The sequence below is a fragment of the Hephaestia mangrovi genome (genome assembly GCF_019880555.1).
GTDB lineage: Bacteria > Pseudomonadota > Alphaproteobacteria > Sphingomonadales > Sphingomonadaceae > Sphingomonas > Sphingomonas mangrovi.
The window spans coordinates 87350-102853 of record NZ_JAINVU010000007.1 but is presented as its reverse complement, the minus strand read 5'-3'; the positions used below and the strand labels follow the sequence as shown (position 1 = coordinate 102853).

The window sequence follows — 15504 nt, the reverse complement described above, 5'->3', positions numbered from 1 at the left end:
ATCGTAGACTATTCCACGCGTGCCGGCCCGCCGGCAAAACGTGAACGATAAGATTGAACGACGGGAGATGATGGGGAAGGCGCGATCTCGAACGGTGTCGGCAATGGCGGTCTCGCGCGACGCGGCGCTGACGCGCATGGCGACCAGCTATCGCGACGCGCTCGGCCGATACTTCGCGCGGCGCGTGCGCGAACCCGCCGACGTGCCCGATCTCGTCCAGGAAGTGTTCCTCCGCTTGAGCCGGATGCCCAATCCGGCCGCGGTCGAGAAGCCCGAGCATTTCCTGTTCGTCACGGCCGCCAATGTGCTTCGCGATCGCGCGCGGCGCGCGGCGGTGCGCAGTGCCGGTTTGCATGATCCCCTGCCCGAGGAAGATCTGCTTGCAAGTTCGGAGATTCCCGCCGATCGCGTCTTGGCAGGTAGGCAGGCGGCGATGCGGCTGCGTGCGGTGCTCAGCGAAATGCCCGAGCGCCAGAGGGATGTTTTCGTGCTGCGCGTGCTGGAGGGAATGAAGATGGCCGATGTCGCGCGCGCATTGTCGATCTCGACAAGGGCGGCGGAAAAGCAACAGGCGAAGGCGCTGGCGCATGTCACCGCCGCGCTGGAGGATTGGCGCAATTACTGATTCCGCGATCCTTGCCGAAGCCGCCCGCTGGCATGAACGGCTGCGCGACGCCCCCGATGCGCGCGGCTTCGAGGAATGGCGCGCCAGCAATCCAGCCCATGACGATGCCTATCGCCGGGTAAGCGCGGCGCGCGAGGCTGCCGCGGCGCTGGCGGACGATCCCGATCTGCTTGCGTTGCGCCACGAAACGCTGGCGCGCGCGACGCTTTATCGCAAACCGCGCTTCCGTATCGGCGGCAAGACGATCGCGGCAGGCGCGTTGCTCTGCATCGGCGCACCGCTGGCTGCCTTGGGCATCAAGGAGCTGGCCGCGGCTCCGTCGATCGAACGGCCGGCCGGCGAGACATTCAAGACCGATGTCGGCCAGCGCGCCGACGTTACCCTGCCCGATGGCTCGCGCGTGACGCTCGACACCGCCAGCGCGCTCACCCTGCTGTTCGATCGCGGCGAGCGCAAGGTGAAGCTGACGGGGCAAGCCTGGTTCGATCTCGCGCCGTCGGCGGCGCCGTTCGTGATCGCCGCCAACGGGCTGGAAATGACGGCCCGCTCCGGCACGTTCGATGTGCGTGCCGATCGCGGCCTCGTCCGCGCCTTTGCCGTCGACGGCACCATCGCGCTTGCCGGCCGCGCGGCGCAGGGCGGCGCGATCGCCGCACCGGCCGGTCACCTGCTCGCCGTGCAATCCAACGAAGTGGCGATCCGCAAGCTCGCGAACCCGGCGACCTTCATCGGGTGGCACAACGGCATGCTGCAATTCGATAACGTGCCCGTCATGGCGGCGGCGAAGGAGCTCAACCGATATCGGCACCGGCCGATCCGGATCGCCGACGGCACGATCGCCGATTTGCGGATCAGCGGCGCGTTCAAGCCGACGGAAAGCCCGGCTTTTGTCGATGCCCTGAAGACCGGCTTCCCGGTTCGAGTAAAACGGGACGATCTGGCGGGCGTCGTCATCGCCTCGCGATGATCGCGCGCCGACGTCGGAAAAAATTTCGCCCGCCAGGTTCGGGTTACCGAAATCAGTGCGTCTTGTCCTGTTGGAAGCGCCGCGGATGACGGCGTACAACGGGAGAAGGGAAGGATCATGTCGATATCGGCGCACGCTGCGCGGCATGATGCTGGTCGCCCTCGCCCTGGGAACACCCGTCCGCGCGGCGCCCGCCGTGCGGTTCGATATCCCGAAAGCATCGCTCGCCGACGCGCTCGCCCTGTTTGCGCGGCAGAGCAAGCGGCAATTGCTCTTTTCGCCGTTCGACGTGCGGGGCCGGCGCGCGTCGCCGGTGCATGGCCTGATCGATCCGGACGACGCCTTGCGGCAGTTGCTCGCGGGCACCGGCTTTCATTCGCGCCGGGCACCGGGCGGCGCATATCTGTTGGTCGAGGATCGCGTGGCTGAACCCGCCCTCCCCTCTCCCGCGCCGGCGCCGTCGCTGCAACCCGCGTCGCCGCCGCCCGATATCGTCGTGGTCGGCACCGCCGGCGGCGGCAGCTTGCGCCAGGAAGCGGCGTTCGCTGTGACGACGATCGATGCCGATCAGATCGAACGGCTGGCGCCGGCGAGCACCGCCGACGTGCTCAAGCTGGTGCCCGGCCTTACCGTCGAGACCTCGGGCGGGAAGAACGGCGCCAACATCTTCGTGCGTGGCTATCCGTCGGGCGGCGACGCCGAATATGTCACGTTCCAGACTGATGGCGTGCCGTTTTTCCCGCCGGCGACCCTGTCGTTCCTGGAAAATTCGCAACTCTATCGCATCGACGAGACGATCGCGCAGGTGGAAGCCGTACGCGGCGGCACCGGTTCGCTGTTCGCTTCCGGCCAGCCCGGCGTCACGATCAACCTCGTGCAGCGCGAGGGCGGACGGACGCTGCAGGGGCTCGCCAAGGCGAGCGTGATCGATGATGGCGAGGTGCGCGGCGACGGCTATGTTTCGGGCCCGCTCGGCCCCGACACCCAATTCCTGGCCGGCGGCTATTATTCGCGCGGGCGCGGCATCCGCTCCCCCGGCTATGCCGCCGATCGCGGCGGGCAGATCACCGCCAACCTGCGACACGATTTCGCCGATGGCACCGCTTTCGTCTTCGCCCGCTACCTCGACGATCGCAGCCAATGGCTGCTGCCGATCCCGGTCGAGCAACACGGCACGCACATCGGCGCATATCCCGGTTTCGACGCCGGTAGCGGAACGCTTGCCGGCCCCGATACGCGGCGCGGCGTGCTCAACGACGGCGAGGCCTATGACCTCGACGACGGCCGCGGCGCGCGGATCGGCAATATCGGCGGCAATCTGGAGCTTCACGTCAGTGACGGCGTCACGGTACGTGACAAGCTGAGCTGGCTCGGCGGCCATGCCGATACCACCGGGCTGGTCTCGAGCGACGTGCCGCCCAAGAGTGCCGCCGCCTATGCCGCCGCGCTCGGCGGCTCGATCGGATCTTTGACCAACGCAGCGAACGGAGACGCCGTTTCGCCCAATCAGCAAGTGGTCGAAGCCGGCGTGTGGAAAGTGCGCAAGCGCATAGCGGCTTATGTCAACGACGCGACGATCGAATGGAAGACCGGGCGTCACAAGGCGACCATCGGCCTTTACACCACGCGCTTTTCCTCGCGCGATCACTGGAACACGGGCAACGACCTGCTGCTCACCGCCACGCCGCACGCGCATCGCCTGAACATGACCCTCGCCGACGGCCGCGTGGTGACGCGCGACGGCTTTTCCAGCGGCGCCAGCTTCCGGGTCAATGCCGATTATGTCGGCCGCGACACCGCCTTCTACGCGGTCGACGAATGGCAGGTGAACGACCAGATCCGCATCGATGGCGGCGTGCGCTATCAGGATCACCGCGCCGACGGCACGATCGAGGACAGCGCACCGGCGGGGTCCGGCGGCCTCGATGGCGATCCCGCGACGCTTTACGACAATGGCGATATGGTGCTCGACGGGCAGTGGTCGAAATTGCGCTATCGCCATCACGCATGGTCGTGGACCGCCGGCATCAACGACGACCTGGGCCGCCATCTATCGGTCTTCGCCCGCTATAGCCGCGGCCACAGCTTTCCGTTCTTCGATAATCTGCGCGACGGCCTCGACGTTGCTCCCCGCATCGACACCTATGAGGGCGGGGCGAAGCTCACCAGCCGTCCGATCAGCCTCTACGCCACCCTGTTCCACAACCGCTTTCACGGGCTGGCCACGACCGTCATTACCAATGGCGCTCCGCTCGCCTCGGTCGGCGGCGCGCGGGCGACCGGCATCGAGCTCGAGGGCGAGGCGCATCCCGCTGCACATGTCTCGATCGCCTTCTCGGGCAGCTGGCTCGACGCGCGCTATCACGACTTCTTCACCGACCGCGGCACCACCGATCTCAGCGGCAACCGCGTCCAGCGCCAGCCCGAATGGCAATGGCGGCTCACACCGGCTTACGAAACCGAGATCGCCGGCCGCAAGGCCCGCGCCTCGTTGACGCTGGCTTATATGGGCGCCCGCTTCTCCGATGTGCAGAACCAGCAGGTGCTGCCGCATTTCTACACGCTCGACGCGGTCGCTTCGATCGAGCTGACATCGCGCCTGCGCATCCAGGCCAATGCCACCAACCTCACCAACACGATCGGTCTGACTGAAGGTAATCCGCGCATGCTCGGCCCGCAGGGCAATGGCGCAATCTTCGGCCGTCCGATCCTCGGTCGCTCGCTGCAGCTGAGTGCGAGTTATGGATTCTAGACGATGACCTTTCGCCAGGCTTCGCCTCGCAGCCCGCCCTGACCGGCCCCGGCCGCACGCACCGCTGATCCTCACCCGTCGACGAAGCCCCTGCTTCGCCGAACGGCTCGACGCACGCCCAATGAATACAAAATTCACAGGAAGGAATTGACATGACCCACGCCAAAACCGCCACGGCGCTGATAGCGCTATTGTCGGGTACCGCGCTCGCGACGCCGGCTTTCGCGCAGGATGCCGCCACGACACCGGCGCAGACCCAACCCGCGCCAGCCGCCGAAGCCGCGCCGCCGGCCCAGACAACGGCGCCGGACATCATCGTCACCGGCACCGCAGATCGCGCCGGCATCCGCAAGCTCGACGCCAGCTTCTCGATCTCCTCGGCGAATGCCGAGCAGATCCGCCAGGTGCAGCCGACCTCGACCGCGGACCTGCTCAAGATCGTTCCCGGTGTCTGGACCGAATCCTCGGGCGGTGTCACCGGCGCCAACGTCTTCATCCGCGGATTCCCGTCGACCGGCGACGCGCCGTTCCTGACGGTCGAGATGAACGGCTCGCCGATCATCGCGCCGTCGTCGCTGTCGTTCCTGGAGGACAGCTCGGTGTTCCGCATCGACGACACCGTCGAGCGCGTCGAGGTGCTGCGCGGCGGTCCCAGCCCGATCTTCGCCAACGGCCAGCCCGGCGCGACCGTCAACTTCATCCTGAAGAAGGGCACCCAGACGCCGCACCTCAGCCTGCGCGCGACCTATGGCACCGAGGGCCAGTATCGCGGCGACTTCGTGGCGCAGGGCCCGATCGACGAGAACACCACCTACATGATCGGCGGCTTCTATCGCTACAGCAAGGGGCTGCGCCACACCGGCTTCACCGGCGATCTCGGCGGGCAGATCACCGCCAACCTGACGCACAAGTTCGCCGACGGCGAGGTCAGCGTCTATGGCCGTTATCTCGACGACAAGAACGCTTTCTACACGCCGATGCCGCTGGTCGAGGATGCCAAGGGCAAGTTCCACACCTTCCCCGGCTTCGACGCGCGTGACGACACGCTGGTCGGCAAGGAGATCGAGCATACCCAGATCGAGGTCGGCCCGAGCGTTGCCGGCGGCCCGACGCAGAAGTCGAGCGTAGACCTATCCAACGGCCGCGGCGCCAAGATCTATACGTTCGGCAGCACCTTCAATTACGATTTCGGCGCCTTCCAGGTGCAGAACAACATGAACTTCTCGAAGGGCGACGCCAACACCTTCGCGCTGTTCACCGGCAGCAACCCGCAGACCGTATCGGAATATCTCGATGCCGCGGGCGGGCCGGGCACCGTTACCTATGCGGATAGCGGCGCCGCGCTGTCACCCGACCAGGAAACGATCCAGGGCGGCATCTGGGCGGTCAGGAAGCATATTCGCAGCTTCACCGACGAGCTCAAGCTGTCGAAGGAAATCTTCGAAGGCAACACGCTGACACTCGGCGGCTATTATGCCAACGTCCACGACCACGACCAGTGGAACCTCGGCAACAACATCCTGCTCGCGCTCGAGCCGCAGGCGCGTGTGCTCAACGCCAGCCTCGACAACGGCACGATCCTGACCCGCGACGGCTTCACGTCCGGCAACAGCTATGACGTCAACGCGCGCTATCGCAGCAACAATATCGCCGGTTACGTGACCGACGAATGGAAAATCGGCGCTTTCCGCCTCGATGGCGGCGTTCGCGTCGAGCGCACCAAGCTGCACACGGTGTTCGAGAACAGCTCGACCGGCGACCTCGATGGCAATCCGCTGACCGCGTACAACAACAACGCCACCTATCTGAACGGCACCTACACCACCGCGAGCTATCACAAGACGCAGGTTTCGTGGACGGCCGGCGCGCTCTATTCGATCACGCCGAACCTCAACGTGTTCGTGCGCGCCAACAGCGGCGCATTGCTGCCGCAGTTCGACGATCTGCGCGGCAATTTGGGCTCGCTCGAGGACATCAAGCCGCAGAAGGTGAAGCAGTATGAGGTGGGCGTGAAGACCTCGACAGGGCTCTACGATCTCTATCTCACCGGCTTCTACAACCGCTTCCACAACCTGTTCTTCCAGGACATCCAGGTGATCGACGGTGTCGAGCAGAACGTCACCGCGTTCGGCGGCTCGCGCGCTTATGGCCTCGAGTTCGATGGCGCGGTGCGGCCGGTGCGCGGGTTCCAGGTCGCCGCCCACGGCGTCATCCAGAACGGCAAGTTCAAGGATTTCGGCGACAATACCGGCAACGACGTCAACCGCCAGCCGCGTTTCCTGGCCGCGGTGACGCCGTCCTACACCTTCGACACCGACTGGGGCCGTGCGCGGTTGTTCGGCACCTATACGCATGTCGGCGATCGCTATGCCGATCGTGAGAACCAGCAGAAGCTCGGCAGCTACGACACGCTCGATCTCGGCGCGTCGATCGACATCAACGACAGCTTCTCGATCCAGGCGACGGTGGAGAACGTGACCAACACGCTGGCGCTGACCGAAGGCAATATCCGCACCGTCGGCTCGGCCAATACCAACGGCTATTTCCTCGGCCGGCCGATCTTCGGGCGGCACGCGACGATCACCGCGGCGGTCAAATTCTGATACCCTCCCTCTCGGCCGGGGCACCTTCCCGCCCCGGCCTTTTTTGTCGAATTCAACAGGGGCCCGACACGATGATTCCGATTGCGCGCAAGGCACGATTGCTGGCGTTCGCTGCGCTTGCCATGCCACTGTCGCCCGCCGCTGCGCGGCCGCAGCAAACCCCTGCACAGCGCGTCCTGCAGGTCTCGGCCGACGCCAGGACACCGGAAGATATCTTCGGCCCGCTCTATCGCGCCGTCGAACTGGCCCACGTCTTCCCCGACAACAAGACCTTCGCCGACACGGTCCCGCTGCAATCGCCAGACGCGATCATCGCGGCGTATCGCCAGGAGAATCCCCGGGGCAAAGACGCGCTCGCCGCGTTCGTCGCCCGCCATTTCGTCGCGCAGGATGCGCCGCCGCCGAAGGATATCGGCCTTCATGCGCACATCCGCGCCTTGTGGCCGGCGCTGGCGCGCGCGCCGCTGGCGGTGACGCCGGGCTCGTCCGCTATTCAGCTGCCATCGGCCTATGTCGTACCCGGCGGGCGGTTCCAGGAAATCTATTACTGGGACAGCTATTTCACGATGCTCGGCCTCAAGCTCGACGGCCAGCAGCCGCTGCTCGAATCGATGCTCGACGATTTCACGTCGCTGATCGAGCGCTACGGGCATATCCCCAATGGCACGCGCACTTATTATCTCTCGCGCTCGCAACCGCCGTTCTACGCGCTGATGCTCGATCTCTCGGACAATCATGATCCCGCCGTCGCCAAGCGCCGTCTTGCGGCGCTGCGCAGCGAATATGATTATTGGATGGCGGGCACCACTTGCCTAGACGCTTCGGGCGCCTGCCAGCACGTCGTGCGAATGCCCGACGGCAGCCTGCTCAACCGCTATTGGGACGCGCGCGACACCCCGCGCGACGAATCCTACGCCGCCGATATCGCCACGGCCGCCGCTGCGGCGCCCCGCCCGGCGGCCGAGGTCAATCGCGACCTGCGCGCCAGCGCGGAGAGCGGCTGGGATTTCGGCTCGCGCTTCCTTCGCGATGGCAAGACGCTGACGACGATCGACACGACCGATATCGTGCCGGCCGATCTCAACAGTCTGCTCTGGGCGATGGAAAAGACGATTGCCCGCCGCTGCCAGGCCGCGGGCGACACGGCGTGCGCGAGCGACTTCGCCGCCCGCGCCGATCGCCGGAAGGCGGCGATCACCAAATATCTATGGGTGCAGGATCAAGGCCGCTTCGCCGATTGGGACCGTACCACCGGCAAGCCGACCTCCGTGCTGTCCGCCGCGACGCTCTATCCGCTGTTCGTCGGCCTCGCGACTCAGGCCCAGGCCGATGCCGTCGCCGCGACCACGCAGGCGAAGCTGCTCGCGCCGGGCGGCGTGCGCACGACGCTCAACCGCACCGGCCAGCAATGGGATGCGCCCAACGGCTGGGCGCCGCTGCAATGGATCGCCGCCGCCAGCCTCGATCGCTATGGCGCCAAGGATCTCGCGAAAAAGATTTCGACACGCTGGCTGGCCACGGTCGATGCCGTCTATCGGCACACCGGCCGCGTGATCGAGAAATACGATATCGAGCAGCCCGGCCTCGGCGGCGGCGGCGAATATGCGGTGCAGGACGGCTTCGGCTGGACCAACGGCGTGGTCGTGGCGATGATGGCACGCTACGGCCTCACCGATGCCGATCTGCCCGATGCCAAGGCTCCATGATTGGGCCGGACTGCGATCATATAGCCTCGTCTCACGCCGCCGATCCGACCTGAAATCGTCCGCTCTCTCAGGGTTGGCGGCTGTGCTCGGCCTCGCAAAGCTCTTTTATCGTATATATATTGTCCTAGCCGGCCGTTGGGTTTAAAGGGTGGTTCAGTTTGGGCATTGCCGATCAGCCGCGAGGACGGTCGGGTGCCTTCTGGTAGATTGGGGGCGCTGTGAGCGACGGCTTGCCGAAATTACGATCGCGGGCATGGTTCGACAATCCGTCGAACCCCGACATGACGGCATTGTATCTTGAAAGATATCTCAATTACGGCCTGTCGATCGAGGAATTGCAGTCCGGCAAGCCGATCATCGGGATCGCGCAGACGGGCAGCGACCTCGCCCCGTGCAACCGCCATCACGTCGTGCTTGCCGAGCGAGTGAAAGCCGGCATCCGCGAGGCGGGCGGCATCCCGATCGAATTTCCCATCCATCCGATCCAGGAAACCGGCAAGCGCCCGACCGCGGGGCTCGACCGCAACCTCGCCTATCTCAGCCTGGTCGAGGTGCTCTACGGCTATCCGCTTGACGGCGTGGTGCTGACGATCGGCTGCGACAAGACCACGCCGGCCTGTCTGATGGCCGCCGCCACGGTCAACATTCCGGCGATCGCCTTGTCCGTGGGCCCGATGTTGAACGGGTGGCACAAGGGCGAGCGCACCGGTTCCGGAACGATTATCTGGAAAGCGCGCGAAATGCTCGCCGCCGGTGAGATCGACTATAAGGGCTTCATCGAGCTGGTGGCGTCGTCGGCACCCTCGACGGGTTTTTGCAACACGATGGGCACCGCGACGACGATGAACTCGCTGACTGAGGCGCTCGGCATGTCGCTGCCCGGCTCGGCGGCGATCCCCGCGCCCTATCGCGACCGCCAGGAATGCGCCTGGCGCACCGGCAAGCAGATCGTCGAAATGGTCCATGCCGATCGTAAGCCGTCGGATATCCTGACGCGGGCCGCTTTCCTCAACGCGATCCGGGTCAATTCGGCGATCGGCGGCTCGACCAACGCGCCGATTCACCTGAACGCGATCGCGCGGCATATCGGCGTCGAGCTGACTCTTGCCGATTGGGAGGAGCACGGCGCGGACGTGCCGCTGCTGGTCAACCTGCAGCCGGCGGGCGAGTATCTGGGCGAAGATTATTATCGCGCTGGCGGCGTGCCGGCGGTGATGGGTGAGCTCCTTCGTGCCAACCTGATCGATGGCAGCGCGCTATCGGTCAACGGCTCCACCGCAGCGGAGAATTGCGGCGAGGCGCAGATCGTCGACGCGCGGGTGATCCGCCCGCTGGCCGATCCGCTCAAACCCCGTGCCGGATTGCTGGTTCTCTCGGGCAATCTATTCGATGCGGCTGTAATGAAAACCAGCGTCATCTCCGACGAATTCCGCCAGCGGTTCCTCTCCAACCCGGACGACGCCAATGCGTTCGAATCGCGCGCGGTGGTGTTCGACGGGCCGGAGGATTACCACGCCCGCATCAACGATCCCGCGCTCGGCATCGACGAGACGACGACGCTGGTGATCCGCGGCGCCGGGCCGGTCGGCTATCCGGGCGGTGCCGAGGTCGTGAATATGGTGCCTCCGGCTGCCCTCATCCGTGCCGGCGTTCATGCCCTGCCCTGCATCGGCGATGGACGGCAATCAGGCACCAGCGGCAGCCCGTCGATCCTGAACGCGGCACCAGAGGCGGCCGTCGGCGGCGGGCTCGCGCTGCTGAGGACGGGCGACCGCATCCGCATCGATCTCAACACCCGCACCGCTGACATGCTGGTCGACGACGCCGAACTCGATCGCCGCCGCGCCGGGCTTGCCGATGTCGAAGTAGCCGTTACACCGCAGTCGCAAACGCCTTGGCAGGAAATCCAACGCGGAATTACCGGCCAGTTCGATACTGGCGCCATCCTAGAGCCTGCCGTCAAATATCAGCGCATCGCGCAGACCAGAGGCCTGCCACGCGACAGCCATTAACGAGAGCGAGGGCGACGAAACGATACTTGTGCGCATTGATCACGGCGGGCATGGCGGCGATTGGTCCGATACCGACAGCATCGAGACCACGATGTCCCCGTTCGAGAACTAGTGTAATCGGACCAATGATATAACGGGCCGCCGCGCAGCCGAGGCAAGAGCGGTCGAGACAGGAAGGAACCCGGGATGCAATTGGCGACGCTCGATATCGTTGTGGTGCTCGTCTATTTCGTGGCGATATTCGGGCTGGCCCAGTTCGTCTCGCGCGAGAAGGCGGGGCACGAGAAAAACTCCACCGACTATTTCCTTGCCTCGAAGAACCTGCCGTGGTGGGCGATCGGCGCCTCGCTGATCGCGGCCAATATCTCGGCCGAGCAGATCGTCGGCATGTCGGGATCGGGCTATGCGATCGGCCTTGCCATCTCGTCCTACGAATGGATGGCCGCGCTGACCATCCTGATCGTCGGCAAGTTCTTCCTGCCGATCTTCCTCAAGAACGAAATCTACACGATGCCGCAGTTCCTCGAGCAGCGGTACGGGCCGACGACGCGGACGATCCTGGCGATCTTCTGGCTCGGCCTGTACGTGTTCGTGAACCTGACGTCGATCATCTGGCTCGGTTCGATCGCGGTGACGCAGGTGGCAGGGATCGACCAGAATGTCGCGCTGCTGATCCTCGGCCTGTTCGCGCTGTTTTACCAGTTGCGCGGCGGCCTCAAGGCGGTGGCGCTGACCGATATCGTTCAGGTGACCCTGCTCGTGCTCGGCGGGCTGATGGTTTCATGGATCACGCTGACGACGATCGGCCATGGCAGCGTGATCGGCGGCTTCCACGAGCTGACGCGGCGTGTGCCCGATCACTTCAACATGATCCTGTCGCCGTCGGACCCGCATTTCAACGATCTGCCGGGCATTTCGGTGTTGGTCGGCGGCATGTGGATCGCCAATCTCAGCTATTGGGGCTTCAACCAGTATATCATCCAGCGCGCATTGGCTGCGAAGAGCCTGCCCGAGGCGCAGAAGGGCGTGGTGTTCGCCGCTTTCCTCAAGCTCATCACGCCGCTGGTGATCGTCGTTCCCGGCATCGCCGCGGTGCTGCTGGCGCCGGACCTCGCCAAGCCCGACGACGCTTATCCGACGATGATGCGACTGCTGCCGACCGGTATCCTGGGCCTCGTCTTCGCCGCGCTGATCGCCGCGATCGTCGCGTCGACGGCGTCGAAGATCAACTCGATCTCGACGATCTTCACGCTTGATCTCTATGCCAAGTTCAAGGGCCAGAAGAGCAACGTCGAGGATATGGGCGGCAGCGAAGCAACCACGCCCGGCGAACGCCACCTCGTGCTCGTCGGGCGCATCACCGCATGCCTCGCGCTGGCGCTGGCGCTGATCACCGCCCGGCCGCTGCTCGGCCATTCGGACCAGGCGTTCCAGTACATCCAGGAATATACCGGCTTCTTCACGCCGGGCATCACCGTGATCTTCCTGCTCGGCCTGTTCTGGAAGCGCGCGAGCGAAGCCGGCGCCATCACCGCGGCGGTCGGCTCGTTCATCCTGTCGCTGGTGATGAAGTTCGCCACGCCAGACTTCCCGTTCATGAACCGGATGCTGGTCACGTTCTTCGTCACCCTGGCGCTCGCCGTCGTCATGTCGCTGGTCTGGCCCAACGCCGCCAATCGCAATCGCATCGATACGGCCAACGTCAATTACAAGACCTCGACCGGATTCAACGCCGCCGCCGCGGCGGTGGTGATGATCCTCGTCGCCCTCTACGCGACATGGTGGTGAGCCGATGAGCGGCGCCGAATTTCTCGCGGTCGATTGGGGCACGACCAACCGGCGGGTCTATGCGATCGCCGCGGACGGGCGCGTCCTCGCGACCGAGCGCGACGATCGCGGCATCATGGCGATCGGCCGCGGGCAGTTCGCCGACGAAGCGGCTGCGATCCGCGCGCGGTTCGGCGAGCTGCCGATGCTGTGCGCGGGCATGGTCGGCTCGGTCGGCGGCTGGGTCGAGGCGGCCTATCGCCCCTGCCCCACCGGCCTCGACGATCTCGCCGACGCGCTGACATGGATCGAGCCGGAGCGCACCGCGATCGTCCCCGGCGTCTGCTTCGTCGACGCGACCCGTGCCGACGTGATGCGCGGCGAGGAAGTGCAATTGCTCGGCGCGGTCGCGGCGGGCATCGCGCCGGGTGATGCGCTGCTCTGCCAGCCCGGCACGCATTGCAAATGGGCGCAGATGGCGGGTGGCCGGATCGCCAGCTTCCGCACCACGATGACCGGCGAGCTGTTCTCGCATCTCAAGAAGCACAGCCTGCTTGCCGACTTCATGACCGGCGAGGTTGCCGATGGCGCCGCGTTTCGCGATGGCGTTGCCACCGCTGCCAATCGCACGTTGCTCGGCGACTTGTTCGGCGCACGGGCGAGCGTGCTGACCGGGCGGCGCGACCGTGGCGAGATTGCCGCTTATGTCAGCGGGTTGCTGATCGGCAGCGACGTTCGCGAGCAGGCGGTCGGTGCCGGCACCGAGGTTTACCTGCTCGCCGATCCCGCGCTCGGCACCCTCTATTCGGCGGCGATCGAGGCGTCGGGCGGCACTGCGGTGCTGGTCGACAGTCACGATGCCTTCGTCGCCGGCATCACCCGATTGTGGAGACTTGTTCGATGACTGCCCGTCAAACGCTCGGCGCCGCGATGGCGCGCTGCCCGCTGGTCGCTATCCTGCGCGGGATCGAACCGCACGAGGCCGAAGCGATCGCCGGCGCAATGATCGACGCCGGCTTCTCGATGATCGAGGTGCCGCTCAATTCGCCCGACCCGCTTGCCAGTATCGAGGCGATCGCGCGGCGCTTCGGCGGCGACGCAATCATCGGCGCGGGCACCGTGCTCGACACCGCGCAGGTCCGTGCCGTCCATGAGGTCGGCGGCACCTTGATCGTCTCACCCAACACCGATCCGCAGGTCATCACCGCGGCGGCCGAGGCCGAGATGGTGACGCTGCCCGGCTATTTCACGCCAAGCGAGGGCTTCGCCGCGCTCAAGGCCGGCGCGACCGGCCTGAAGCTGTTCCCGGCCGAGGCCGCGACGCCCGCGGTGCTCAAGGCGCAACGCGCCGTGCTGCCCCGCGATACGCCGATATTGGTGGTCGGCGGCATTACGCCCGACAACATGACACCTTGGCGCAAGGCGGGCGCGGCTGGCTTCGGGCTCGGTTCCGCGCTTTATAAACCGGGGCGCAGTGCCGCCGAGGTGGCCGCGGCCGCCGCGGCGTTCGTCGCCGCGATCCACCCCTGATCCGCTCGAGGTATCAAGACATGACTAGCACGCCCCCGATCCGCCTCGGCCTGGTTGGCATTGGCAAGATTGCCCGCGACCAGCATCTGCCCGCGATCGCCGCCAATGACCGTTTCACGCTCGCCGCTACCGCGAGCCGCAACGCCACGCTCGACGGCGTGCCGGGGCATGGCGACATCGCCGCGATGATCGCCGGTGGCCACGATCTCGACGCAGTATCGCTCTGCACGCCGCCCAGCGGTCGTTTCAGCCAGGCAGCGGCGGCAATCGACGCTGGCCTTCACGTCATGCTCGAAAAGCCGCCGGCGGCGACCGTTCCGGAAATCCTGGCGCTTGCCGAGCGCGCGAAGGCGCGCGGCGTGGTGCTGTTCGCAACCTGGCATTCGCGCGAGGCGGCGTGCATCGATCGGGCCCGCGACTGGCTCGCCGGCAAGACTATCCAGGCGGTGCGGATCGACTGGAAGGAAGATATCCGCCGCTGGCACCCCGGACAGGAGTGGATCCTCGAGGCCGGCGGTTTCGGCGTATTCGATCCCGGCATCAACGCACTGTCGATCGCAACGCGCATCCTCCCGGACGGGCTGGTACTCGACGCGGCGACGATGGAGGTGCCCGAAGGCCGCGCCTCGCCACTGCGCGCCGCGCTCGAGATGAAAAGTGGCGCCGCGCCGGTGGTTGCGACCTTCGACTTCCTGCAGACCGGCCCGCAGACCTGGGACATCGCGGTCGACACCGATGCTGGCACGCTGACGCTGTCGATGGGCGGCAGCATCCTGACGCTGCCGGGCAGCGCGCCTGAAGAAGCCGACGATCGCGAATATCCGCGGCTTTATGCGCGGTTTGCCGAACTGATCGCGACGGGCGAGAGCGATGTTGACGTTCGCCCGCTCCAGCTTGTCGCAGACGCCTTCCTCGTCGCCGAGCGCCGAACGGGGCCGCGTTTCGAGTTCTGACGCATCCCGTCAGGGGTGGGCAACGACGAAGCGATCAAGCGATCGGCAGCGCCGTCGTCGCCTTCACTTCGGAAAGCGCGACGGTCGAGTTGATCTCCTGCACGCCGGGCAATTTCGATAGTTTCGTGAAGAAGAAGCGCTCGTAGGCGTCGATATCGGCGGCGACGATGCGCAGCATGAAATCGAATACGCCCATCAGCACATAGGCTTCCAGCACTTCCGGGAACGATCGGATCGCCGCAGCGAACTCGTCGAGATTGGCGCGGCCATGGGCGTTGAGTTTCACCTGGGCGAAGATCTGGGCATTGAGGCCGACCTTCTGGCGATCGACCAATGCCACGCGGCGGGTGATGACCCCCTCCTTCTCGAGCCGGTCAACCCGGCGCCAGCACGGCGAGGGCGACAGGCCGACGATTTCGCTCAAGCGCGCGGTCGATACGCCGGCATCATCCTGAAGCGCGCGCAGAATCTTGCGCTCATAGCCATCGAGTTCGACCGACAAGATTTAACCCCTCATGGACGAATGCTGGGAATATTTGACCGATCCCTGAGCGCATATCAAGGAAGATCGATCACTCTTGCCGCCTCG

General features: G+C 65.7%; 11 protein-coding genes. 10 read left to right on the top strand and 1 reads right to left on the bottom strand.

Annotated elements, in window-relative coordinates; translation table 11 throughout:
- Positions 1-103 precede the first annotated feature (103 nt).
- The 10 genes from K7G81_RS15165 (at position 104) to K7G81_RS15120 (ending at position 14915) form a co-directional block, all read left to right on the top strand.
- Positions 104-625 (top strand): RNA polymerase sigma factor, encoded by a 522-nt coding sequence (locus K7G81_RS15165; RefSeq protein ID WP_255587118.1) that lies wholly within the window; start codon positions 104-106, stop codon positions 623-625.
- Positions 588-1592, top strand: coding sequence for a FecR family protein (locus tag K7G81_RS15160; RefSeq protein ID WP_223031663.1), 1005 nt, complete (start codon positions 588-590; stop codon positions 1590-1592). Before K7G81_RS15165 ends, K7G81_RS15160 begins: the two co-directional genes overlap by 38 nt.
- 145 nt (positions 1593-1737) lie before the next feature.
- On the top strand, positions 1738-4344 hold the full coding sequence (locus K7G81_RS15155) for a TonB-dependent receptor (protein ID WP_255587117.1): 2607 nt from the start codon (positions 1738-1740) through the stop codon (positions 4342-4344).
- Between the two features lie 152 nt (positions 4345-4496).
- Positions 4497-6947 carry a TonB-dependent receptor gene (locus K7G81_RS15150; RefSeq protein WP_223031661.1) on the top strand — a complete coding sequence of 817 codons (2451 nt, stop codon included), beginning with the start codon at positions 4497-4499 and terminating at the stop codon, positions 6945-6947.
- A gap of 71 nt (positions 6948-7018) precedes the next feature.
- Positions 7019-8653 (top strand): alpha,alpha-trehalase TreF, encoded by a 1635-nt coding sequence (gene treF, locus K7G81_RS15145; RefSeq protein ID WP_223031660.1) that lies wholly within the window; start codon positions 7019-7021, stop codon positions 8651-8653.
- A 281-nt stretch (positions 8654-8934) separates the two neighbouring features.
- Entirely contained in the window at positions 8935-10665 is a 1731-nt protein-coding gene (locus K7G81_RS15140; RefSeq protein WP_439649557.1) for an IlvD/Edd family dehydratase, read from the top strand.
- Positions 10666-10851: 186 nt separating this feature from the next.
- Positions 10852-12453: a sodium/sugar symporter gene (locus K7G81_RS15135; protein WP_223031659.1), complete on the top strand. Its 1602-nt coding sequence runs from the start codon at positions 10852-10854 to the stop codon at positions 12451-12453.
- 4 nt (positions 12454-12457) lie between these two features.
- Positions 12458-13336: a 2-dehydro-3-deoxygalactonokinase gene (locus tag K7G81_RS15130; protein ID WP_223031658.1), complete on the top strand. Its 879-nt coding sequence runs from the start codon at positions 12458-12460 to the stop codon at positions 13334-13336.
- Positions 13333-13962: a 2-dehydro-3-deoxy-6-phosphogalactonate aldolase gene (locus K7G81_RS15125; protein ID WP_223031657.1), complete on the top strand. Its 630-nt coding sequence runs from the start codon at positions 13333-13335 to the stop codon at positions 13960-13962. Before K7G81_RS15130 ends, K7G81_RS15125 begins: the two co-directional genes overlap by 4 nt.
- Before the next feature lie 20 nt (positions 13963-13982).
- Positions 13983-14915, top strand: a complete 933-nt coding sequence (locus K7G81_RS15120; RefSeq protein WP_223031656.1) for a Gfo/Idh/MocA family protein — start codon at positions 13983-13985, stop codon at positions 14913-14915.
- 34 nt (positions 14916-14949) lie between these two features.
- Here the strand turns inward: K7G81_RS15120 and K7G81_RS15115 are convergent, their stop codons facing one another.
- On the bottom strand, positions 14950-15417 hold the full coding sequence (locus K7G81_RS15115) for an Lrp/AsnC family transcriptional regulator (RefSeq protein ID WP_223031655.1): 468 nt from the start codon (positions 15415-15417) through the stop codon (positions 14950-14952).
- Between the last annotated feature and the right edge of the window lie 87 nt (positions 15418-15504).